We start from the raw sequence: 20,874 nt of genomic DNA, 5'->3' as shown, positions 1-20,874 counted from the left end.
TCAGCCGCCGTTCTTCACGTCCTTGGTCCAGCGCGACAGCAGCCGCGTCCGCTCGGCGGAGGAGCCGTATTTCTCGAAATCATAGTGGATCAGCTTGATGTTGCTGGTGTCCGGCGATTCCGGCGGTATCGCGGAGGCGGTGTTCGACGGCACCTGGAAGCTGCCGTTCTTCGCCGCGATCGCCTGCGCCTCGGGGGTCAGCGCCCAGTCGTAGAACTTCTTCGCCTCGTCCATGTGCCGGGCGCCCTTGATCAGGCTCATCGACCCGATCTCGTAGCCGGTGCCCTCGCAGGGCGACACCACCTTCACCGCCGGCGATTGCTTGGCCGCGTTGATCAGGTCGTGCTGGAAGGCGATGCCGACGATGGTCTCGCCCCGGCCGACGGCCTGGGCCGGCGCAGCGCCGGCGCTGGTGTACTGGTCGATGTTCTTGTTCAGGCCGACCAGGTACTCGAACGCCTTGTCCTCGCCCATCAGCTGCACGATGGTCGCCAGCATGGTCCAGGCGGTGCCGGAGGAGTTCGGGTCGGCCATCTGGACCTCGCCCTCCAGCTCCGGCTTCAGCAGGTCGGACCAGCAGGCCGGGGCCGTCAGGTTGCGGTCCTTCAGCTCCTGCTCGTTGTAGCCGAAGCCGAGAACGCCGAGGTACAGCCCGACAGTGCGGTCGCCGGAGCGCCTGGCCTGGTCCTGCGCCCAGTCCCGCAGTTGCCCGACCACCGGCGATTTGTAGGGCTCGGTCAGCCCGTCGGTCGCCGCCTGCAGATGCGGGTCGCCGGTGCCGCCGTACCAAATGTCTCCGCGCGGATTGTCCTTCTCGGCCCGCAGGCGGGCGAAGATCTCACCGGCGCTCTGCCGTGTCATGTCGACATGGATGCCGGTCTTCTCCTGGAAGGCGCTGGCCGCGGCCCGGCACCATTCCTCATTCACGCCGCAATAGACCACGACCGAGCCCTCGGCCCGGGCGGGCGCGGAGCGCAGCGCCATGCCGGCGACCAGCGCTATGGCCGCGCAGGACAGGGCAGCCGTCTTCGATGTCATCGGCATCGTCATCCTCCCCAGCATTGTTTCTTGCAACCGTGTGCAAATGCTGTTTGATCGATCACGCGTCGTCAATGACAAATTTGTGGCACAGGGAAATACCTGCACCTAACCGATTCTCGGCAGGCTGAATCTATCGACGGTCGATGCCCACACAGATCGGTTTGCACCCGGTTGCAAACCGCTTATGATCGTGCCGTCGAATGAAGGAGCAGACCGGCATGCCCGGCCGCGACAGCACGCCACCGGACATCCAGCCGCCGGCGGAGGATCTCGCCTCCCGCCGCTTCGTCGGCGCCCGTGCCGTGGCCGAGCTGGCGGGGGTGTCGCGTTCCGCCGTGTCCCGCACCTTCACCCCAGGCGCCAGCGTGTCGGAGGAGACGCGGCAACGCGTCCTGGCCGCGGCCGAGGCCCTGGGCTATCACGTCAACCACCTGGCCCGTGGCGTGTCGCGGCAGGAGACCGGGATCGTCTGCCTGGTGGTGGCGGATATCGACGCGGCGCAGCCGTCGCGGCTGACCCGGGCGATCACCGAGCGGCTGCAGGAAGCAGGCAAGGTCGCCGTGCTGCTGTGCGTCGGCGGGCCGTCGGACGACATCGCCATGACGCTGCGCCGCGCGCTCAACTACCGCGCCGACGCCACCGTCGTGATGTCGGGCACGCCGGCCCAGTCGATCGTGCGCGAATGCCTCGACAACGGGCAGCGGCTGATCCTGATCAGCCGCGACGACCGCATCGTCGGTCCGGACAACATCCTGCTCGACAATGCCGGGGCGGCGCGGCAAGCGCTGAACCTGTTCCTGCGCGCCGGATGCCGCAGCCCGGCCGTGGTCACCACCGAGCTCGGCACCCCCAGCCTGTCGGCCCGGGCGGACGCGTTCGTCGGCGCGGCCCGCGCGGCCGGCCTCGAGCCGACGGTGGTCCGCCTCGGCCAGATGACCAGCTACGGCAACGGTGTGGGCGCCGCGCACCGGCTGTTCACGGCTGTGGACCGGCCCGATGCAGTGTTCTGCGTCAACGACGTGACCGCCTTCGGCCTGATCGACGCGGCGCGGCAGGAGTTCGGGCTGCGGGTGCCGGAGGACGTGTCGGTGATCGGCTTCGACAACGTCATGCAGGCGGATTGGCTGTCCTATCAGCTGACCACCTTCGACCATCCGGTCGACGACATCGCCCGCCACGCCGTCGATCTGGCATCGGGAAGCCGGGCGGCCCCGGCACGGATCGAGCTCACACCCGGATTGGTATGGCGACGCACGGTCAGGATTTGATGATGGATTTTCTGGACATGCATTCGACCCCGGCCCGGAGAGCGGCCGATGGGTGAGAAGATCAAGCCGAAGGCGCCGCGCCTGCAATACGGAGCCCTGCCCTACCGCTTCCGGCCCGACGGATCGATCGAGATCCTGCTGGTCACCACCCGCAGGACGCGGCGCTGGGTCGTCCCGAAAGGATGGAAGATCAAGGGCAAGAAGCCTGCCAAATCGGCTGCCCAGGAGGCCTTCGAGGAGGCCGGCGTGCGGGGCACGATATCGGACAAACCGATCGGCAGCTTCGTTTACGACAAATGGCTGGACGATGACGGCGTCGCGGCCCCGTGCGAGGTCCGGATCTTTTCAATGCTGGTCGAGCGGCAGCAGGACACATGGCGCGAATGCGAAGAGCGCGAGGCCCGCTGGGTTGATCCCGGCGAGGCGCTGTCCATGGTCGACGATCGAGGCCTGCACGATCTCATCGCCGCATTCGCCGATCGGCAGGCCCGCAAATCGAAGACGTCCATCAAGAGCGAGCGGCCCGCCGCCGACGGCCTCGGGCCGGCAGCAGCGGAGTGACGCGCTCCCGGATCGCAGACACCGTCTCCTGCAGCCACCCGCCTCATCGCGTTGCTCGCTCACCAGCCGGCATAGGCGGCGACCGCCGCGGCGTCGACCCGGCCTGACGCGGCATCCGCCAACGCCAGGTCGAGCACCGCCAGGCCCTCCTCGATCTCGGCCGATGTGATCGTCAGCGCCGGCGTGATCTCCAGCACGTTCGAGCGGGTGCCGACATAGAACAGCAGCAGGCCGAGCTCCCAGGCCCGGTAGACCACGGCCTGGCACAGCCGGCCGGCCGGCGCCCGGCTGTCGCGGTCCTCCACCAGCTCGACCCCGACGGCGAGGCCGCGGCCCCTGATGTCGCCGATCGCCTCGTGCCGCCCGGCCAGCCGGCGCAGGCCGTCGGCGAGCTCGCGTCCGCGCGCCGCGGCATTCCCGGCCAGCCCCTCGGCCGCGATGGTGTCCAGCACGGCCAGACCGGCGGTGCAGGACACCGGGTTGCCGCACAGGGTCTGCATCGCGAAGGCGGTGCGGTGATCGAGGATCGCCGCCGGACCGACCACGGCGGAGAGCGGCAGGCCGCCGCCCAGCCCCTTGCCGAAGCTGACCAGATCCGGGCTGATCCCCTCCGCCTCGAAGGCGTGCAGCAGGCCGGTGCGGCCGAGCCCGACCTTGACCTCGTCGCAGACCAGCAGGATGCCGTGGCGCCGGCAGCGCTCGGCCAGGGCCGGCAGGAAGCCGGGCGGCGGCACCAGCAGCCCGCCATCGGCCTGGATCGCCTCGACGATCACTGCCGCCGTGTCCGAGGGCGGGCAGACCGTGGCCAGGAGGTGGTCGAGCTGGGCCAGTGCCGCCTCGCCGATCGCACCCGGGAAGTGCGGCCGGTACGAATCGGGATAGGGCAGCAGGAACAGGCCGGCCCGTGGCGGCGAATGGGTCTGGGCGGTGTGGCCGGACACCGACATCGAGAGGGCGGTGCCCCCGTGATAGGCGCCGACGAAGGCGATGACGCGCCGCCGGCCGGTCGCGGCCTCGATCGCGCGCACCACCGTCTCGTTGGCATCCGATCCGGAATGGCCGAGCCAGACCCGACGTTCGCCGCCGGGCGTGATCGCCAGCAGCCGCTCGGCCAGCGCCACGGCCGGCTCGTTGATCAGGGACAGGAGGCTGGCACCCGGCATCGCCGACACGGCCCGCCCCACGGCCTCGACCAGGGCCGGATGGCCGTGGCCCAGGCTGGCCGCGCCCCAGGAGGCGGAGAAGTCCACCACCCGCCGCCCGTCATCGGCGATCAGGTGGCGGCCGGCACCGGACCGCGCGGCGAAGGGGCCGAAGCGCAGCTTCTCGATGGCGGCGATCGCGGCGGCGTCGCGGGCGGCGAGGCTCATCTCAGTACACCTCTCCGTAGCGGGCGCATTGCGCCTTGGCGTCGAGGCCGTCGACCATCGCCTGCTCGGCCCGCTTCATGGCAAAATAGGCGCTGCGCATCGGTTCCGGCAGCCAGCCCAGCGCCACCGGGTCGGCCTGCAGCGCGGCCAGCGCGTCCGGCAGCGACGACGGCAGGCGGCGCACGCCCAGGCGCTCCGCCTCGTCTGGCGCCAGGTCGGCCGGATCGCCTGCCACCGCCTCCGGCTGCGGCAGGCCGGCGCGAATGCCCTCCAGCCCGGCGCGGATCAGCAGGGCCAGCACCAGATGCGGGTTGGCGCAGGCGTCCGCGGCGCGGAACTCCAGATGGATCTGCCTGGCCCGGTCGCGGCCCGGCATGTCGATGGTCGGGCACACCCGCAGCGCCGCCTCGCGGTTGCGGTGGCCGAAGGCGGTGAAGCCGGCGCTCCAGCGATGCGGCGTCAGGCGCAGATAGGAGATGACGCTGGGGGCGGTGACGGCGCACAGCGCCGGCAGGTGGCGCAGCACGCCGGCGACGAAACGGCCGGCGACCTCGCTGATCTCGGCCGGGCGCGACAGGTCCGCGGTGGCGTTCGAGCCGTCGGCGGCGATCAGGCTGAGATGGACGTGGACGCCGTTGCCGACCGCGGCGGGGTCGAGGATCGGGGCGAAGCTGGCGGCCAGGCCGAACTGCCGCGCCACGTCGCGGGTGACGTCGCGGACCAGGACCGCCCGGTCGGCGGCGGCCAGGGCGGCCGCCGGCTCGCAGGTCACCTCGAACTGTCCCGGCCCGTATTCCGGCAGGATCATCTCCGGCGCCAGGCCCGCGGTCGCCATCGCCTCGACCAGGGCACCGCAGAATGGCTGGTGGGCGCGGAAATCCTGCAGCGAGAAAGCCTGGGGCGTGATCGCCGGGCCACCCGTCAGCCGGAACTCGTGCTCGAAGGCGGCCATCAGGTCCAGGCCGGTCTCCCGCTTCAGCCCGGCCACGGCGTGCTTCAGCAGGGTGCGGCCGCAGCCGCCCCAGTCGCGCCCGTCGGTCTCGCGCACGTCGCAGAGCAGCGCGGTGGCGTCCGGCCGGCCGTCGAAGCCCTGCAGCCGCACCGGCGCCGTGGCCTCGTCCGGGATCAGGCGCAGGTCGCCGGTCGGGCCGAACGGGGCATCGCCCGCGATCACGCCGAACGGTGTCAATGCGAGGTTGGCCGGCACCCAGCCGACGCCGGAGCGGCGGCGGCCGTCCAGCTCCGACGCGGGGAAGGCCCGGCCGCGGGTCATGCCGGCCAGGTCGTTGGTCAGGAAGATCGCGAGATCGCGTGCGCCCATGGTGTCGGCCCCCTGGTCTTGTCGTTGCCCGGTCGGTTCAGCCCCGGCCACCGGAGCTCAGGACCGTCGTCTTGCGGCCGGCGACGAAATCGTCGCGGGCCTCGCCGGCCTTGTCCTCCAGCATCTGCATCCGCTCGCGCGCCTGCCGCCCCTGCCGCCCCAGCACCCCGGCCAGCAGCACTTCGACCAGCGCGATGCCGGTGACGCCGGTGTCGAAGGGGGACGGGATGGCGATGCCGACCGTCAGCACATGCGCGGCGACCTCGGCGATCGGCGACAGCCAGGGATCGGTGATCAGGATCACGGTCGCCCCCTGCTTCGCCGCGGTGCGGCACAGGGCGATGCTCTGGCGCTCATAGCGGCGGTAGTCGAAGGCGACGACCACGTCGCGCCGGCCCAGGTCGGCAGCCTGGTAGTACAGCGGCACGGCGGCGGCCTGCAGCTCCTGCACCCCGGCGCGCAGATGGTGCAGGTGGAACACCAGGTATTTCGCTTGGATGTGGCTGGTCCGGCCGCCCAGCGCCAGGATTCGCCGGCGCGGGTCGGCCAGCACGTCGATCACGGCGTCCAGCGTCGCCGGGTCGATCATCCGCTCGGTCTCCAGCAGCGTCGCGGCGGCGGCGGCGAAGAAGCCGTGCAGCAGGCCGCCCTCGGCGGCCTCGAGCCGCGGCGCGCTGTCAAACAGCGACAGCGGCGACTTCATCCGATCCTGCACCTCCTCGCGCACGTCGCGCTGGAACTGCGGGAAGCCGGAATAGCCCAGCTTGGAGACCCAGCGCAGGATCGTCGGGGCGCTGGCCTGGGCCCGCTCCGCCAGCTCCGCGATCGTCTCCAGTGCCGCGATCGGATAGGCCGACAGCACGGTGCGGGCGACACGCCGCTCGGACGGCGTCAGCGCGGGCAGGCCGGCGCGGATGCGGTGCTCGATGGTCGCCAGCGGCGCCGGGGATCGACGAGTCGGCATGGGCCTCCTGGCCTGTATCATATGTTCCAGATTTGACCGGTTGACACGAAAGCTGGAACAGATCTTAGTAAATGGCAAGGGCGACGAGACGCCGGGCCGCGACCGATGGCCCGGCGGCGCGGTGCGGGGCGCAACGACGCCCGGGAGGCGAAGACGGTGACATCGATCGACCGAGCCGGCCCCGTGGTCCGGCGCGCCCTGGCGGGCGCCGTGCCGCTGATCGTGCCGGTGGCCCTGCTGGCCACAGGCGTCGTGCTGTTCCTCGGCGCGGCCGAGCAGCGCATCCTGACCCTGTTCCTGATCAACCTGATCGCCGTGGTGGCGACCGGCATCTATGTCGGCAACTCCGGGATCACCAGCTTCGGCCATGTCGGCTTCATGGGGCTGGGGGCCTACGCCTCGGCGCTGCTGACGCTGCCGGCCGGGATCAAGGCGACGATGCTGCCGAACCTGCCGGGCTGGCTGGCGGCCGCCCATCTCGGCTTCGCCGAGGCGCTGGTCGTGGCGGCGCTGGCGGTGGGGCTGTTCGCCCTGGTCATCGGCATCCCGATCGCGCGGCTCTCCGGCTCCGCCGCCTCGATCACCTCGCTCGGCCTGCTGATCATCATCCATTCGGTGCTGAACGGCGCCCAGGACATCACCCGCGGCAGCCAGACCTTCTTCGGGGTCGAGCGGCTGACGACGGTGCCGGTCCTGCTGGCCTGCGTCGCGATCACGATCCTGCTGGCGCGGCTGTTCCGGGATTCGACCGCGGGGCTGGAACTGCGCGCCAGCCGCGAGGACGAGCTGGCCACCCGGGCCATGGGCGTCGACGTGGCGCGGCGGCGGCTGGCCGCCTGGGTGCTGTCGGCCATGCTGATGGCGGTGGCCGGCGGGCTTCTGGCCCATGTGCTGGGCGCCTTCAGCCCGAAGAAATTCTTCTTCGTCGACACCTTCGCCATCCTGGCGATGCTGATCATCGGCGGCCCGGCCTCGGTCTCGGGCGCCGTGGTCGGCACCTTCGCCATCACCATGATCACCGAGCTCGCCCGCCGGTTCGAGGAGGGACCGGTGTTGCCGCAGATCGGCCTGCCGCAGGCTTTCGGCCTGACCCAGATCGTGCTCGGCCTCGGCATCCTGCTGATCATGTACCGCCGGCCGGGCGGGATGTTCGGCCTGGCGGAGATCGACGACTGGCTGTTCCGGCGACACCTCCCCGCGCCGGCCGCGCCGCTGCCGGCCGAGCCGGCGCCGCCGGATGCCGCCCTGGTGGCGGCCCGGGTCACCAAGCGCTTCGCCGGGCTGGTCGCGCTCGACCGGGTCGACCTGTCGCTGCGGCCCGGCGAGATCGTCGGGCTGATCGGGCCCAACGGCTCCGGCAAGACCACGCTGATCAACGCCCTGTCCGGCGTCGTGCCGGCCACCGAGGGGTCGGTCGCGATCGACGGGCGGAACATCGCCGGGCTGCCGTCGCACCGGGTCGCCCGGCTCGGCATCGGCCGCAGCTTCCAGAACATCCGGCTGTTCAAGGACCTGACGGTGCTGGAGAACGTCATGGTCGCGGTCACCGGCAGCGGCCGCAGCGCCGGGCCGGCGGCGGAGCGGGCGATGGCCGCTCTGGCCGATCTCGGCGTCCAGGGGCTGGCCGGGCGCCGGGCCGGCCAGCTGGCCTATGGCGAGCAGCGGCGGGTGGAGATCGCCCGCACCCTGGCGATGCGCCCCCGCTACCTGCTGCTGGACGAGCCGGCGGCGGGCATGAACCCGGCGGAATCCGAGGCGCTGATGCGGCTGCTCGACGATCTGCGCCAACGCACCGGCCTCGGCCTGCTGCTGGTCGAGCACGACCTCAGGCTGGTGATGCGGCTGTGCGACCGGGTGGTGGTGCTGAACAAGGGCCAGGCCATCGCCTCGGGCACGCCGCAGCAGGTGCAGGCCGACCCGGCGGTGGTCGAGGCCTATATCGGCCGCCGCGCGGCGCGCCGACCGGCGATGGCCGCCGCCATGTGACGAAAGCGGACCGACGAGACCAGGGATGGAGGCACGAATGAACGGGAAAGGTCTTGCGTTGCTGGGCGCCGCCGCGGTGGTCGCGGCGCTGGCGGGGCCGGCGACGGCCCAGGACAAGCTGGTGATCGGCGCGGCGGTGGCGCTGACCGGCAACCTCGCCTATGCCGACGTGCCGGCGATGGCCGGCATGCAGCTGGCGGTGGAGGAGATCAACGCCGCCGGCGGGGTCGGCGGCCGGATGATCGAGATCCGGCAGAAGGACAGCCGCTCCGACCCCGCCCAGGCGGCGGTCGCGGCGCAGGAGCTGATCGACGAGGGCATCTCGGTGCTGGTCACGCCCTGCGATGCCGACCCGTCGATCGGCGCGGGCCAGATCGCCCAGGCGGCCGGGGTCGCCGCCTTCTCGACCTGCGCCTCCTCGCCGACCCTGCCGCTCGCGGTCGGCGACCACATGTTCCTGAACTTCCCCGCCGACAATGTGCAGAGCGCGGTCTCGGGCAAGTATGCGGTCGACCAGGGCTACAAGACCGCCGCCATCCTGGTCTCGCCCGACACCGCCTATACGCAGCTGCCGCTCTACTTCAAGGCGGTGTTCGAGACGCTCGGCGGCAAGGTCGTGGCCGAGGACAGCTTCACCATGGGGCAGCAGGACTTCTCCGCCCAGGTGACCAAGATCAAGGCGCTGTCGCCGCCGCCCGACGTGATCATGACGGCGGCCTACGAGCCGGACTTCCCGGCCTTCATCAAGCAGCTGCGGGCGTCCGGGGTGAAGATCCCGGTGATCGGCTCCGACGGCATCGACTCGCCCACCACCTTCGCCCTGGGCGACGTGGCCGAGGGCGTGGTCTTCACCACCGCCGGCTTCGCCGCCGAGGGCAGCCCGCTGGCCAAGTTCGACGCCGCCTTCAAGGCGAAATACGGCCAGGACACCGACACCATCTACAACGCCATCGGCTACGACCTGGTCCAGGTGGTCGCCGCCGCCTCCAAGGCCGCCGGCTCGGCCGAGCCGGCCGCGGTCTGGCAGGCGGTGCGGGAGCTGCAGGACGTGCAGGGCGCGACCGGCACCATCACCTACAAGGGGGCCGGCGGCATCCCGATCCGCCAGGTCGCGATCGTGCGGATCCAGGGCGGCAAGCGGGCCCTGGTGCTGCAGGCCTCTCCCGATCCGGCCGTCGTCCCGCCGCCGCGGATGTGAGGCGGGGATGAGTCTGCTCGAGGTCGAGGACCTGACCGTCGCCTATGGCCCGATCGCCGCCGTGCGCGGCGTCGGGCTGACGGTGGCGGCGGGCGAGATCGTCGCCGTGCTGGGCGCCAACGGGGCGGGCAAGTCGACGACGCTGCAGGCCATCACCGGCCTGCTGCCGGCCCGGCGCGGCCGGGTCGTCTTCGACGGCCAGCCGGTCACCGGCCGGGCGACGGAGCAGATCGTGCGGCTGGGCATGACCCTGGTGCCGGAGGGGCGCCGCATCTTCGCCTCGATGACGGTGGAGGAGAACCTGCGCATCGGCGCCGCGGTCCGGCGCGACGGCGCCGACGCGGCACGGGTGCGGGACGAGATGCTGACGCTGTTCCCGATCCTGGCCGCACGCCGGCTGCAGACCGCCGGCACGCTGTCCGGCGGCGAGCAGCAGATGCTGGCGATCGCCCGGGCGCTGATGTCGCAGCCGAAGCTGCTGCTGCTGGACGAGCCGTCGCTCGGCCTGGCGCCGCAGGTGGTGGATTCGATCTTCGACCTGCTGGTCGAGCTGCGCAGCCGCGGCCTGACCCTGCTGCTGGTCGAGCAGAATGTGCACATGGCGCTGGAGATCGCGGACCGGGCCTATGTCATCGCCCATGGCGAGGTCGCGATGTCCGGCATGGCGCGCGAGCTGCTCGCCTCCGACGAGATCGAGCGCGCCTATCTGGGCCATGCGTGAGGGGCCGTGATGGACATCCTGATCCAGCAGATCCTGAACGCACTGTCGCTCGGCGGCACCTATGCGCTGCTGGCGCTGGGCCTCGCCGTGGTGTTCTCCGTGCTCGGGCTGATCAACTTCGCCCATGGCGAGCTGATGACCATCGCCGGATACACGCTGTTCTTCGCCATCTCCGCCGGGCTGCCGCTCTGGCTCGCGGTGCCGGCGGCGCTGGCCGCGGCCGCGCTGGCGGCGGTGCTGATGGAGCGGATCGCCTTCCGCCCGCTGCGCGGCGCCAACGGCACCACCCTGCTGCTGACCTCCTTCGCGGTCTCCGGCATCCTGCAGGTCGTGTTCCAGGCCACCATCTCGGCCCGGCCGCGGCCGGTGCCGGTGCCGGAGGCGCTGGCCGGGGCCATCGCCATCGGGCCCTACCATCTCGGTGTCATCCAGCTGCTGTCGATCGTCACCACCATGGTCATGGTCGGGCTGCTGGGCCTGTTCCTGCGCCGCACCCTGATCGGCCTCGCCATCCGCGCCGCCTCGATCGACTTCCCGATGACCCGGATGATGGGCATCCGCGCCAATGCCGTGATCGCCACGGCCTTCGCCATCTCCGGCCTTCTCGCCGGCGTGTCCGGCCTGCTCTGGGTGGCGCAGCGCGGCTCGGTCGACCCGCTGATGGGCTTCCTGCCCGTGCTGAAGGCCTTCATCGCCGCGATCCTGGGCGGCATCGGCAGCCTGCCGGGCGCCGTGATCGGCGGCTTCTGCCTGGGCTTCATCGAGATCGGGCTGCAGGCGCTGCTGCCCGACCCGGTGCTGCCGTTCCGCGACGCGGTGGCGCTGCTGCTGGTGATCCTTCTCCTCCTGTGCCGGCCCCAGGGGCTGGTGCGCGTCGCCGGAGCCGTCCGCCCATGACCCTGCTGTTCCCCGCGAACCCGGACCTGCCGGAGCCGCTGCTCGCGGCGGACGAGCCGCCCGTGCTCGAGGTGGCGAACCCGGCCGGGCGCGGCGCCCTGGTGCTGACCTGCGACCATGCCTCAAACCGCATGCCGGCGCGGCTCGGCACGCTCGGCCTCGGCGCCGCCGACCTCGCCAGCCACATCGCCTGGGACCCCGGCGCCGCCTGGGTGGCGCGACGGCTGTCGGTGCTGCTCGACGCGCCGCTCGTGCTGTCCGGCTATTCGCGCCTGGTGGTCGACTGTAACCGGCCGCCCGGCGTGCCGGGGTCGATCCCCGCCGCCAGCGCCGGCGTGCCGGTGCCGGGCAACCAGGACCTGTCGGAGGCCGAGCGGCGACAGCGCTTCGACACGCTGCTGGCGCCGTACCAGGCCGCGATCAGCCATCTGCTGGAAGGGCGCGCCGCGGCGAAGGTGCCGACCGTCGTGCTGGCCATCCACAGCTTCACCCCGGACTATCCGGGGCAGGAGAGGCCCTGGCCGATCGCCGTCACCCACCGCCACGATGGCGGCCTGGCGCGGCCCCTGATCGAGCGCCTGCGGCGAGACCCGGCCGCCCTGCCGGTCGGCGACAACCGGCCCTACAACATCGGCGACGACAGCGACTACACCATTCCCGTCCAGGCCGAACGGCGCCGTCTTCCCAACGCGCTGATCGAGATCCGCCAGGACGGGCTGCGCAGCGAGGCCGACGCCCATCGCTGGGCCGGGCGCCTGGCCGACGCCGTGTCCCCCCTTCTGCCGGCCCTCGCCCGAATCCCCACGCCATCGGAGACCCCGACGCCATGACCGTCTTCATCCCGACCGAGCCGCCCGAGGTGCTGGGCCCGCGCTTCCGCGAGCACGCGGTCGACCTGCGCCGCACCGCGCTCATCAGCGTCGACATGCAGAACGCCGACTGCGCCGCGAAGAAGCGGCATGGCCCGGTGCCGGAGGGCCCGGCGGGCGAGGGCTACCGCTACTTCTACGACCGGCTCGACCGGGTGGCGATCCCGAACCAGCGGCGGCTGCACGCCGCCACCCGGGCGCTCGGCGTCGAGAACATCTATGTGATCATCGAGAGCCTGACCCTGGACGGCCGGGACCGCGGCCTCGACCACAAGATCTCGCTGATCCACAACCCCCGCGGCTCGTGGGAGGCGCAGGTGATCGAGGAGGTGGCGCCGGCCGAGGACGACATCATCATCCGCAAGACCGCCTCCGGCCCCTTCGGCACGACCAACCTCGACTATGTGCTGAAGGCGCTGGACATCCGGCACCTGATCGTCTTCGGCGTGCTGACCGATCAGTGCGTGGAGAACACGGTGCGGGTGGGCGGGGACCTCGGCTACCTCGTCACCATGGTCGACGACGCATCTGCCACCTACAGCCAGGTTCGGCACGACAATGCGCTGTCGGCCTTCAAGGGTTACTGCCGCGTCCGCACGACCGACGCGCTCCTGGCCGAGCTCGATGCCCTGCGGCACATGCCGCCCGGCGGGCAAATGACCTCGCTATAATCGCTCGAGCCGACACGGCTCCGGCCCCTTGGCCGGGTTGCCGCCTGCTCCTTCCCGCCCGACACCTTCGTGTTGTTGCCTCGGCTTTGGCGAGCGGTATAGCGTTCGCCCGGGCCGAAGGGCCCGACGCCACTGGGGTGCGCCATGATCGACGATCCGCCGCTGCTGACCATCCGCCGCCGCTTCGCCCGGCCGGATCCGGCCCTGGTCGAGGCCCTGCAAGGCATCCAGACCGGCTTCGCCGTCGACGCCATGGACGGTTCCGGCGCGCTGTACCACCGGATCAAGCCGGTCGATCCCGCCGGCTTCGTCGGGGTCGCGGTGACCTGCGATTGCGGCCCGGCCGACAACCTGGCGGTGTTCGCCGCGCTCGACATTGCCGGGCCGGGCGATGTGCTGGTCTGCGCCGCCGGCGGTTATGAGGGCACGGCGGTGATCGGCGACCTGGTCGCGGGCATGGCCCGCAACAAGGGGGCCGTGGCGCTGGTGACCGATGGGTTGGTGCGCGATCTGGCCGGCCTGCGCCAGGTCGGGCTGCCGGTGTTCGCGGCTGGCATCACCCCGAACTCCCCGACGCGGCAGGGGCCGGGCACGGCCGGGCTGCCGATCGTGGTCGGCGGGGTGCGCGTGGAGTCCGGCGACGTGCTGGTCGGAGACCTCGACGGCGTGGTGGTGATCCCTCAGGCGCGGCTGGCCGCGGTGGTGGACCGCCTGGCCACAATCCGGCAGAAGGAGGCCGCGCTCGACGCCGCGGTGCGCGGCGGCCTGACCATGCCGGACTTCGCCCGCCGCATTCTCGACTCCGACCGGGTCCGCTCGGTCGATTGAATCCGTGACATTGTTCCCCGCTATGAGCCGCGACACCGCAGTGATGACCACCCTCGCGCCCGGTTCCGGGCCTGCCTTGGGACGCTTCAATCCCGGGCGCCGCCGCTGGCACCGCCTGCTGGCGCTGCTGCTGGGGTCGGCCGTCTTCGTCGTCGACACCTTCACCGACGTCACCGGCGCCATCGCCGTGCTGTATGTGGTGGTGCTGCTGATCGCCTCCGACACCCTGTCGCGGCGTGGCCTCATCCTGCTGGCAGCAACCTGCGCCGGCCTTGCCGCCGCCGCCTTCCTGGCCATGCACGGCCTGGAGCCCGACGTCTCGGCCGCGGTCCGCTTCGGCATCTCGCTGGCGGCGATCGCGATCACCGCGGCCCTGCTGCTGCGCGACCAGGCATCGAAGCGGTCGCTGGTGGCGGCGAACGCCGCCCTGGCCCGCAGTGAGAAGCGCTACCGGTCGATCTTCGAGCAGGCCCCGGTCGCGCTGTGGGAGCAGGACTATACCGAGCTCAGGGCGATGCTGACGACGCTGCGGCAGCAGGGCGTGCAGGATCTCGCCGCCCATGCCCGCGCGCATCCGGCCTTCGCCCGCGACTGCATCCGCCGGATCCGGACCGTGCATGCCAACGACGCGACGGCGGAGCTGCTGCGGCTGTCGTCGTCGTCCGAGGCGCTGGGCCCGCTCGAGCGCTTCCTGCCGGCCGACGACCCGGCCCTGCTGGCGGTCCTGACCGCAGTGGCCGAGGGCAGCAGCCAGTTCGAGGGCAGGGGCAAGCTGGTCGCCGCCGACGGGCAGGTGCTGACCGTCCTGCTGGGTATCGCCTTTCCTGACGACGCGGACGAGTTCGGCCGCGTGGTCGTCGCCACGGTGGATGTGACCCAGCGCGAGCAGATCCAGCAGACGCAGCTCGCGGCCCAGGCCGAGCTGGCGCGGGCGTCCCGGGCGGCGACGGTCGGCGCGCTGTCGGCCTCGATCGCGCATGAGATCAACCAGCCGCTCGGCGCCGTGGTGATGAACGCCCAGACCTGCCTGCGCTGGCTCGGCAAGGATCCGCCCGATGTCCAGGCGGCGGTGCGGGCGGCGGAGCGCACGGTGCGGGACGGCCGGCGGGCCGCCGAGATCGTGCAGCGCACCCGCGGCCAGCTGGTGCGCGACCAGCGCAATGACGAAGCGATCGACCTGCGCGCGCTGATCGAGGAAACGATCGCGCTGCTGGAGACCGAGCTGAGCACCCATGCGGCGACGGTCGTAACGCAATTCGCGCCCTCGGTCCCGCCGATCCGGGCCGATCGCGTGGCGCTGCAGCAGGTGCTGATCAACCTGATGACCAACGGCCTGCACGCCATGGCCGATGCGGGGACCGCGCGCGAGCTGACGGTCAGCATCGACGGGCCCGCTGGGCCTGCAGCGCCCGACGCCGAGGTGCGCGTCTCGATCCGCGATCGCGGCAAGGGCATTCCCGACGACGTGCAGGCCCGGCTGTTCGAGCCGTTTTTCACGACCAAGCGTGGCGGCATGGGAATGGGGCTTGCGATCTGCCGCTCGACGATCGAGACATATGGCGGCCGATTGACGGCCAGGAGTCACGAGCAGGGGGGAGCGGTGTTCGAGTTCGCGCTGCCGGCGGACACTGCGGAAGAGTCATGAAAGCACCAGCCGGAACTGCACCCGTTGCCACGCCCCTCGTCCTCGTCGTCGATGACGACGAAGGCATCCGCGAGGCGCTGACCGATCTGCTGCGCTCGGTCGGGATCGAGACGAAGAGCTTCGGCTCGACCCGGGAGTTGCTCGACGCCGCCCCGTCCGACCGGCCCGGCTGCCTGATCCTCGATGTCCGCCTGCCGGGGATCAGCGGGCTCGACCTGCAGGCCCAGCTGGCGCGCAACGGCAACACCCGCCCGATCATCTTCATGACCGGCCATGGCGACATCCCGATGAGCGTGCGGGCGATGAAGGCCGGGGCGACGGACTTCCTGACCAAGCCGTTCCGCGACCAGGACATGCTGGATGCGGTGGCCGCCGCCATCGACAAGGACATGGCGCAGCGCCGGGATGCCGCGGCGGCGAAGGAGGTGGCGGCGCTGGCGGCCACCCTGACCCCGCGCGAGACCGAGGTCATGGCGGCGGTGGTGAAGGGGCTGATGAACAAGCAGATCGCCGGCCTGCTGGGGATCAGCGAGATCACGGTCAAGCTGCATCGCGGCAACGTCATGCGGAAGATGGCTGTCCGGTCGGTCGCCGACCTGGTGCGGAAGGCCGAGCTGCTGGAGCGGTGACGCCGGGGCTGGACGAACTGCCGCTTCGTCCTGGACCTATGTATGGTATCTGCTCGGCGATACCTCGCCTATCTAGGACGGGCGGGCCGAAGTCCCGCCTTGCCGTCCGTAGAGGTATCGTGTCCCATCCCCCCGTCATCGCCGTCATCGACGACGACCAGGCCATCCGCGAGGCGCTGGAGGATCTCCTGTCCTCGCTGGGCTACCGCGCGTTGCCGTTCGCCTCGGCGGAGGACTTCCTGGCCTTTCCGGGCCGGTCCGCGGTGGCCTGCATGGTGGTGGATGTCCGGATGGGGGGCATGACCGGCCTGGATCTGCAGGCGCAGCTGAACGCGCAGGGCAGGCCCGCCCCGATGATCTTCATGACCTCCTACACCGACCAGGCGACGCGGTCGAAGGCCCTGGCCGGCGGCGCCCATGGCTTCCTGGAGAAGCCGGTCGACGCCGAGGTGCTGATCGGCTGCCTGGCCTCGGCGCTGCGGCACGAAGCCCGCTGATCCCCGGGCCATCGGCGACCTATACCTAGGTCTATCGCCCGCCACCGAAACGCCTGCCCGCGCAAACCACAGTGGAATGGGTCCGCCCCGGGCCGTCCGCCATGCTGTGACCGTCTCGACGATCACGGAGTGGAGGAGGTGATGTTCTGGAGCGGATCGGGCGCCTTCATTCGGCGCCATGCCGAAACCGGCAATGCCCAGTATTTCAGCTGGACCGTCTCATTCGCGTCCCGCCGCGATGCGTCGGGCAGCCGCTGGCTGGATGTCTTGCACCTGTCGTGCTCGCGGCAGTCGCTCGGCCCGTCGGAGGAACGGCAGGCGGGAGAGTTCGAGATCCAGCTCGCCGCCCGGGACGGCGCCGACAAGGACGGCACGGACCATCTCCTCCGCTTCCGCGCCTCCGCCCGGGCCATCGACCTGTGGATCGCGGCGGCCGGCCCGGTGGCCCGATCCCGACGCCGGATTCCCGTGCCCACGGCCCGGCCGGCGATCGAAGACGGCCTCACGGGGGGCCTGATCGACGGCGGCACGATCGTCCTCGACGGCGCCGCCGACAGCTATCGAGAGTGAGGGCCGCCAGGCACTGACCGCGCCGGCCGCAGTGCAAGACACCGAGCCGCGGAGCGAGGGATCGCTCCGCGGCTCTGCTTTTTTGCGCAGCCGGAGGCGGGTTCCACCCCATACCAAAGTCTCTGTCCGGCGACCGGAACGCACGGTTCCGACAGCCCTCCTGTAGAATGGAGACCGGGCCGGGTCCGCCGTACCTTCCATCTCGTGGTCCCGACGACAATGCTTCCGGGTCGCTCGGAGACCACTCCCGATGCTCAAAAGATCGAGGTGGCCTCATGTCTCCGCTCAAGAGCAAGCGCATCCTCCTGCTGGCCTCGCTGCTGGCCTCCGTCGCTCCGGCGGTCGCGTCGGCCGCCCCCGCCGCGCCGATCAAGAACATCGTGCTGGTGCACGGCGCCTGGGTCGACGCGTCCGGCTGGAAGCCGGTCTACGACATCCTGACCAAGGATGGCTTCCACGTGACCATGGTGCAGCAGCCGCTGACCAGCCTCGCCGACGACGTCGCCGCCACCAAGCGGGTCCTGGACCAGCAGGACGGGCCGACCGTCCTGGTGGCCCACAGCTATGGCGGGTCGATCATCACCGAAGCCGGCGATGACCCGCATGTCGCGGCCCTGGTCTATGTCGCGGCCCATGCGCCCGATGTCGGCGAGGACGAGGCCGCGCTCGGCAAGAAGATGCCCAGCGTCACCTCGCAGGTGCCCGGCGCGGTGGTGAAGACGGCGGACGGCTATACCTATCTGCGGCCGGACCTCTTCCCCTCGCATTTCGCCGCCGACCTGCCGCTCGACCAGGCGAAGTTCGAGGCCCAGTCCCAGGTCCTGACCGCGGCGGCGGTGTTCTCGACGCCGATGACCGTGGCGGCCTGGAAGATCAAGCCGAGCTGGGGCATCGTCGCCGCCGCCGACAAGATCATCAGTCCGGATCTAGAGCGCTTCTACTACGAGCGCGCCCACAGCCGCGTCACCGTGCTCGAGGGCGCCAGCCACTCGGTCTACGAGTCCCGGCCGAAGGAGGTCGCCGCCGTGATCGAGCAGGCCGCCCGCATGGCCACGACGGTCGCGGCCCAGTGAATCGCCCCGGCCGTCCGGCTTCCTCGCAGGGAGGCCGGGCGAGCCCTTATCGGACGTCGGTGTGGAAGCGCTCCGGGCGAAACGGGACCAGCATCGGGTGCCGCTCGCCGGTGGCGATCTCGAAGGCCAGCAACTCGCCGGCGATCAGCCCGAGCGTGGCGCCGCTGTGGCTGAAGGCGACGAAATAGCCCGGAATCGCCTGCAGCTCGCCGAACACCGGGTCGCCGTCGCCGGGGATCGGCTTGCGGCCCACGCCGAAGCGGTCGAACTCCAGGGTCGGGTTGCCCTCCAGAACCTTCGAAGCCTCGGCCAGCAGGCCGTCGATGGTCTCCTGCCTTACGCCATAGCTGCCGTCGGGGCGGATCTCGACCTCTTCCTCCGACCACGCCGAGTCGAGCGCGAAGGCGCCGCCGGGTGCGGGGCGGATCGCCACGCGCGGCGTGTTGAGCACGGCCTTCAGCGGCGCGCCGGCCGGCTTGGTGGTGACCAGCAGCGAGACCGGCGTGCCGTCGTCGATCCTCTGCCCGGCCTCGGCCACCATGCGCGGCACCGACGGGCCGGTGGCGAGCAGCACGGAGTCCGCCCGAAGCTCCCCTCCCCGCGCCGTCGCCACGCCGACGGCGTGGCCGCCTTCGATGAGCACCCGCGCCGCCCCGGCCTCGGTGACGAGCCGGCCGCCGCGCTCCTGAAACTCCGTTACCAGGAGACGGATCAGGCTCGGCAGGTCGACCCAGCCCTCGCCGGGGTTGAAGATCGCGCCCTGCGATGTGATCACCGAGACATCGACGCCGGGTGTCACCGCCGGCACCTGACCGGCCTGGAGATGCTGCGCATCATAGGCCAGCGACACCTCGTGGCGGTACGCCGCCTCGATCCGGTTGCCGTCGTCGTCGGCGTCCCAGGTCAGCCCGCCGTCGAATCGCAGCCAGTCCACGCCCGGATGCTGGTGCGCCAGGGTGCGGTAGCGGTCGATGCCGGCCATGCGCAGCCGGTGATAGGCATCGGAGCGCCAGCGCGACGAGTTGAGCCAGGACAGCGACCGGCCGGAGGCGCCGTTCGCGACCGGGCCGTCATTCACCAGCACGGTCGCCACGCCGCGCCGGACGAGCTGGACGGCGGTGGAGACGCCGAAGATGCCGGCGCCGATGACGACGACGTTCGAGACTCTGTTGTTCATCACGGGTCTTTCGCCTGGATTAGAGGACTTCCGCCAGGAAGCGCTTGAGCCGCTCGCTCTGCGGCCGGTCGAAGATCGCCTCGGGCGGCCCGGCCTCGACCACCCGGCCTTCATCCATGAACACCACCTGGTCGGCGACCCGCCGGGCGAAGCCCATCTCATGGGTGACGACCACCATGGTCATGCCGCGGTGGCCGAGATCGGCCATCAAGGTGAGGACGCCTTTCACCAGCTCCGGGTCGAGTGCGCTGGTGACCTCGTCGAACAGGATGACCTCCGGCTCCATCGCCAGCGCCCGGGCGATCGCCACCCGCTGCTGCTGGCCGCCCGACAGCCGCGATGGGCGGTGATGCTGGCGGCCGGCCAGACCGACCTCGGCCAGCCGCGCCTTGGCGATGCGGTCGGCGGCGTCCTTCTTCAGGCGCTTGATCCGGGTCAGCGACAGCGCGACGTTCTCCAGCGCGGTGTGGTCCGGGAACAGGTTGAACTGCTGGAACACCATGCCGATCCGGCGGCGCAGCCGGTCCGGCTTCATACCGAGGATGCTGTCGCCGTCGAGCAGGATGTCCCCGCCCTTGACCTCCACCAGCCGGTTCAGGCAGCGCAGCAGGGTCGACTTGCCGGAGCCGGACGGGCCGATGACGCAGGTGACCGAACCGGCCTTCACGGTCAGGTCGACATCCTTCAGCACCTCGTGCTCGCCATAGGCCATGCTGAGGCCGCGCACGCTCAGGCTGCCGCCGTTGAAGCGGGTGTCCGCCTCGGCGCCCTGCGCGATGGCGCCCCTGAGCTCGCCAACCTCGACCAGGCCGCTGGTCCCCGCCCCGGACAGGCTGCGGCCGACGCGCAGCCGGGTGTCGATCCAGTTGACCAGATGGGTCAGCGGCACGGTGATCAGCAGGTAGAACACGCCGGCCAGCAGCAGCGGCGACAGGTTGCCGGTGACCACCGCCTGGTCCTGGCCGATGCGGAAGATCTCGCGCTCCGACGCCAGCAGACCCAGGAAGTAGACCAGGCTGGAGTCCTTCACATTGCCGATGAACTGGTTCACCAGCGCAGGCAGCACCCGGCGGATGCCCTGCGGCACGATGATCAGCCGCATCGCCTGGCCATAGCTCATGCTCAGGGCCCGGCAGGCGTCCATCTGGCCGCGGTCGACGCTCTGGATGCCAGCGCGGAAGATCTCGCCGATATAGGCGCCGGCGATCAGCCCGAGGGCGAGGATGCCGAGCGGATAGGGCGATGGCCCGAACAGCTCCCGCCCCGCTCGGGCCAGGCCCTGCCCGATCAGGAGGATGGTGACAATGGCCGGAAGGCCGCGGAACACATCGGTGTAGATCCGCGCCGGGATCCGCAGCCAGGGCGACCGCGAGATGCCCATGATGGCGAGCGCCATGCCGATGGCGACGCCGAGCACGGTCGAGGCCGAAGCCAGGATCAGCGTGTTCTTCAGCCCGACCGCGATCATCATGGGCAGCACTTCGCCCATCGCGTCCCAGTCGAGGAAGCTGCGGCGCAGGGTTTCGATCCAGTCCAAGCTGTCTTATCCCGGTCGTCGGCGTCAGGAGGACCTGCCCGGCCGCGGCGG

The 20,874-nt window shown here is 71.1% G+C and carries 20 protein-coding genes; 14 read left to right on the top strand and 6 right to left on the bottom strand.

Features of this window, described 5'->3' with window-relative positions; all coding sequences use genetic code 11:
- Window positions 1-1,044: an ABC transporter substrate-binding protein gene (locus QFZ27_RS13585; protein WP_429226929.1), complete on the bottom strand. Its 1,044-nt coding sequence runs from the start codon at window positions 1,042-1,044 to the stop codon at window positions 1-3.
- 197 nt (window positions 1,045-1,241) lie between these two features.
- Here QFZ27_RS13585 and QFZ27_RS13580 point away from each other — a divergent pair, with 197 nt between their 5' ends.
- On the top strand, window positions 1,242-2,309 hold the full coding sequence (locus tag QFZ27_RS13580; RefSeq protein ID WP_429226928.1) for a LacI family DNA-binding transcriptional regulator: 1,068 nt from the start codon (window positions 1,242-1,244) through the stop codon (window positions 2,307-2,309).
- A 48-nt stretch (window positions 2,310-2,357) separates the two neighbouring features.
- Window positions 2,358-2,870, top strand: a complete 513-nt coding sequence (locus tag QFZ27_RS13575) for an NUDIX hydrolase (RefSeq protein WP_429226927.1) — start codon at window positions 2,358-2,360, stop codon at window positions 2,868-2,870.
- A 59-nt stretch (window positions 2,871-2,929) separates the two neighbouring features.
- Here the strand turns inward: QFZ27_RS13575 and QFZ27_RS13570 are convergent, their stop codons facing one another.
- Genes QFZ27_RS13570 through QFZ27_RS13560 form a run of 3 tightly spaced genes read right to left on the bottom strand, consistent with a single transcriptional unit; the run spans window position 2,930 to window position 6,525 of the window.
- Entirely contained in the window at window positions 2,930-4,240 is a 1,311-nt protein-coding gene (locus tag QFZ27_RS13570) for an aspartate aminotransferase family protein (protein WP_429226926.1), read from the bottom strand.
- A gap of 1 nt (window position 4,241) precedes the next feature.
- Window positions 4,242-5,561, bottom strand: a complete 1,320-nt coding sequence (locus QFZ27_RS13565; protein WP_429226925.1) for a glutamine synthetase family protein — start codon at window positions 5,559-5,561, stop codon at window positions 4,242-4,244.
- 37 nt (window positions 5,562-5,598) lie between these two features.
- Window positions 5,599-6,525 carry a MurR/RpiR family transcriptional regulator gene (locus tag QFZ27_RS13560; protein WP_429226924.1) on the bottom strand — a complete coding sequence of 309 codons (927 nt, stop codon included), beginning with the start codon at window positions 6,523-6,525 and terminating at the stop codon, window positions 5,599-5,601.
- A gap of 156 nt (window positions 6,526-6,681) precedes the next feature.
- Here QFZ27_RS13560 and QFZ27_RS13555 point away from each other — a divergent pair, with 156 nt between their 5' ends.
- The 12 genes from QFZ27_RS13555 to QFZ27_RS13500 all read left to right on the top strand — a co-directional run bounded on the left by QFZ27_RS13555 (window position 6,682) and on the right by QFZ27_RS13500 (window position 18,109).
- The gene (locus QFZ27_RS13555) at window positions 6,682-8,511 is read left to right on the top strand and encodes a branched-chain amino acid ABC transporter ATP-binding protein/permease (protein WP_429226923.1); all 1,830 of its coding nucleotides are present in this window, start codon (window positions 6,682-6,684) and stop codon (window positions 8,509-8,511) included.
- A gap of 37 nt (window positions 8,512-8,548) precedes the next feature.
- Window positions 8,549-9,709 carry an ABC transporter substrate-binding protein gene (locus QFZ27_RS13550; RefSeq protein ID WP_429226922.1) on the top strand — a complete coding sequence of 387 codons (1,161 nt, stop codon included), beginning with the start codon at window positions 8,549-8,551 and terminating at the stop codon, window positions 9,707-9,709.
- A gap of 7 nt (window positions 9,710-9,716) precedes the next feature.
- On the top strand, window positions 9,717-10,430 hold the full coding sequence (locus QFZ27_RS13545) for an ABC transporter ATP-binding protein (protein ID WP_429226921.1): 714 nt from the start codon (window positions 9,717-9,719) through the stop codon (window positions 10,428-10,430).
- A gap of 9 nt (window positions 10,431-10,439) precedes the next feature.
- Window positions 10,440-11,327 (top strand): branched-chain amino acid ABC transporter permease, encoded by an 888-nt coding sequence (locus QFZ27_RS13540; RefSeq protein ID WP_429226920.1) that lies wholly within the window; start codon window positions 10,440-10,442, stop codon window positions 11,325-11,327.
- Entirely contained in the window at window positions 11,324-12,157 is an 834-nt protein-coding gene (locus QFZ27_RS13535) for an N-formylglutamate amidohydrolase (protein ID WP_429226919.1), read from the top strand. The genes QFZ27_RS13540 and QFZ27_RS13535 overlap by 4 nt, the downstream gene beginning before the upstream one ends.
- A complete protein-coding gene (locus QFZ27_RS13530; protein WP_429226918.1) occupies window positions 12,154-12,867 on the top strand; it encodes a cysteine hydrolase family protein in 714 nt (237 codons plus the stop codon). Before QFZ27_RS13535 ends, QFZ27_RS13530 begins: the two co-directional genes overlap by 4 nt.
- A 144-nt stretch (window positions 12,868-13,011) precedes the next feature.
- On the top strand, window positions 13,012-13,695 hold the full coding sequence (locus QFZ27_RS13525) for an RraA family protein (protein WP_429226917.1): 684 nt from the start codon (window positions 13,012-13,014) through the stop codon (window positions 13,693-13,695).
- Window positions 13,696-13,738: 43 nt separating this feature from the next.
- Window positions 13,739-15,340, top strand: coding sequence for a sensor histidine kinase (locus QFZ27_RS13520; protein WP_429226916.1), 1,602 nt, complete (start codon window positions 13,739-13,741; stop codon window positions 15,338-15,340).
- The gene (locus QFZ27_RS13515) at window positions 15,337-15,969 is read left to right on the top strand and encodes a response regulator transcription factor (RefSeq protein WP_429226915.1); all 633 of its coding nucleotides are present in this window, start codon (window positions 15,337-15,339) and stop codon (window positions 15,967-15,969) included. Before QFZ27_RS13520 ends, QFZ27_RS13515 begins: the two co-directional genes overlap by 4 nt.
- Before the next feature lie 119 nt (window positions 15,970-16,088).
- Window positions 16,089-16,466 carry a response regulator transcription factor gene (locus QFZ27_RS13510; protein WP_429226914.1) on the top strand — a complete coding sequence of 126 codons (378 nt, stop codon included), beginning with the start codon at window positions 16,089-16,091 and terminating at the stop codon, window positions 16,464-16,466.
- 141 nt (window positions 16,467-16,607) lie between these two features.
- A complete protein-coding gene (locus tag QFZ27_RS13505; protein WP_429226913.1) occupies window positions 16,608-17,036 on the top strand; it encodes a hypothetical protein in 429 nt (142 codons plus the stop codon).
- A 275-nt stretch (window positions 17,037-17,311) separates the two neighbouring features.
- Entirely contained in the window at window positions 17,312-18,109 is a 798-nt protein-coding gene (locus QFZ27_RS13500) for an alpha/beta hydrolase (RefSeq protein ID WP_429226912.1), read from the top strand.
- Window positions 18,110-18,155: 46 nt separating this feature from the next.
- Here the strand turns inward: QFZ27_RS13500 and QFZ27_RS13495 are convergent, their stop codons facing one another.
- Window positions 18,156-19,286 (bottom strand): NAD(P)/FAD-dependent oxidoreductase, encoded by a 1,131-nt coding sequence (locus QFZ27_RS13495; RefSeq protein WP_429226911.1) that lies wholly within the window; start codon window positions 19,284-19,286, stop codon window positions 18,156-18,158.
- Window positions 19,287-19,305: 19 nt separating this feature from the next.
- On the bottom strand, window positions 19,306-20,823 hold the full coding sequence (locus tag QFZ27_RS13490) for an amino acid ABC transporter permease/ATP-binding protein (protein ID WP_429226910.1): 1,518 nt from the start codon (window positions 20,821-20,823) through the stop codon (window positions 19,306-19,308).
- Window positions 20,824-20,874: the final 51 nt, after the last annotated feature.

The sequence above is a fragment of the Inquilinus ginsengisoli genome (assembly GCF_050434925.1).
Lineage (GTDB): Bacteria > Pseudomonadota > Alphaproteobacteria > DSM-16000 > Inquilinaceae > Inquilinus > Inquilinus ginsengisoli_B.
The sequence above is the reverse complement of the archived record's forward strand: the minus strand, read 5'-3'. Positions and strand labels throughout refer to the sequence as shown.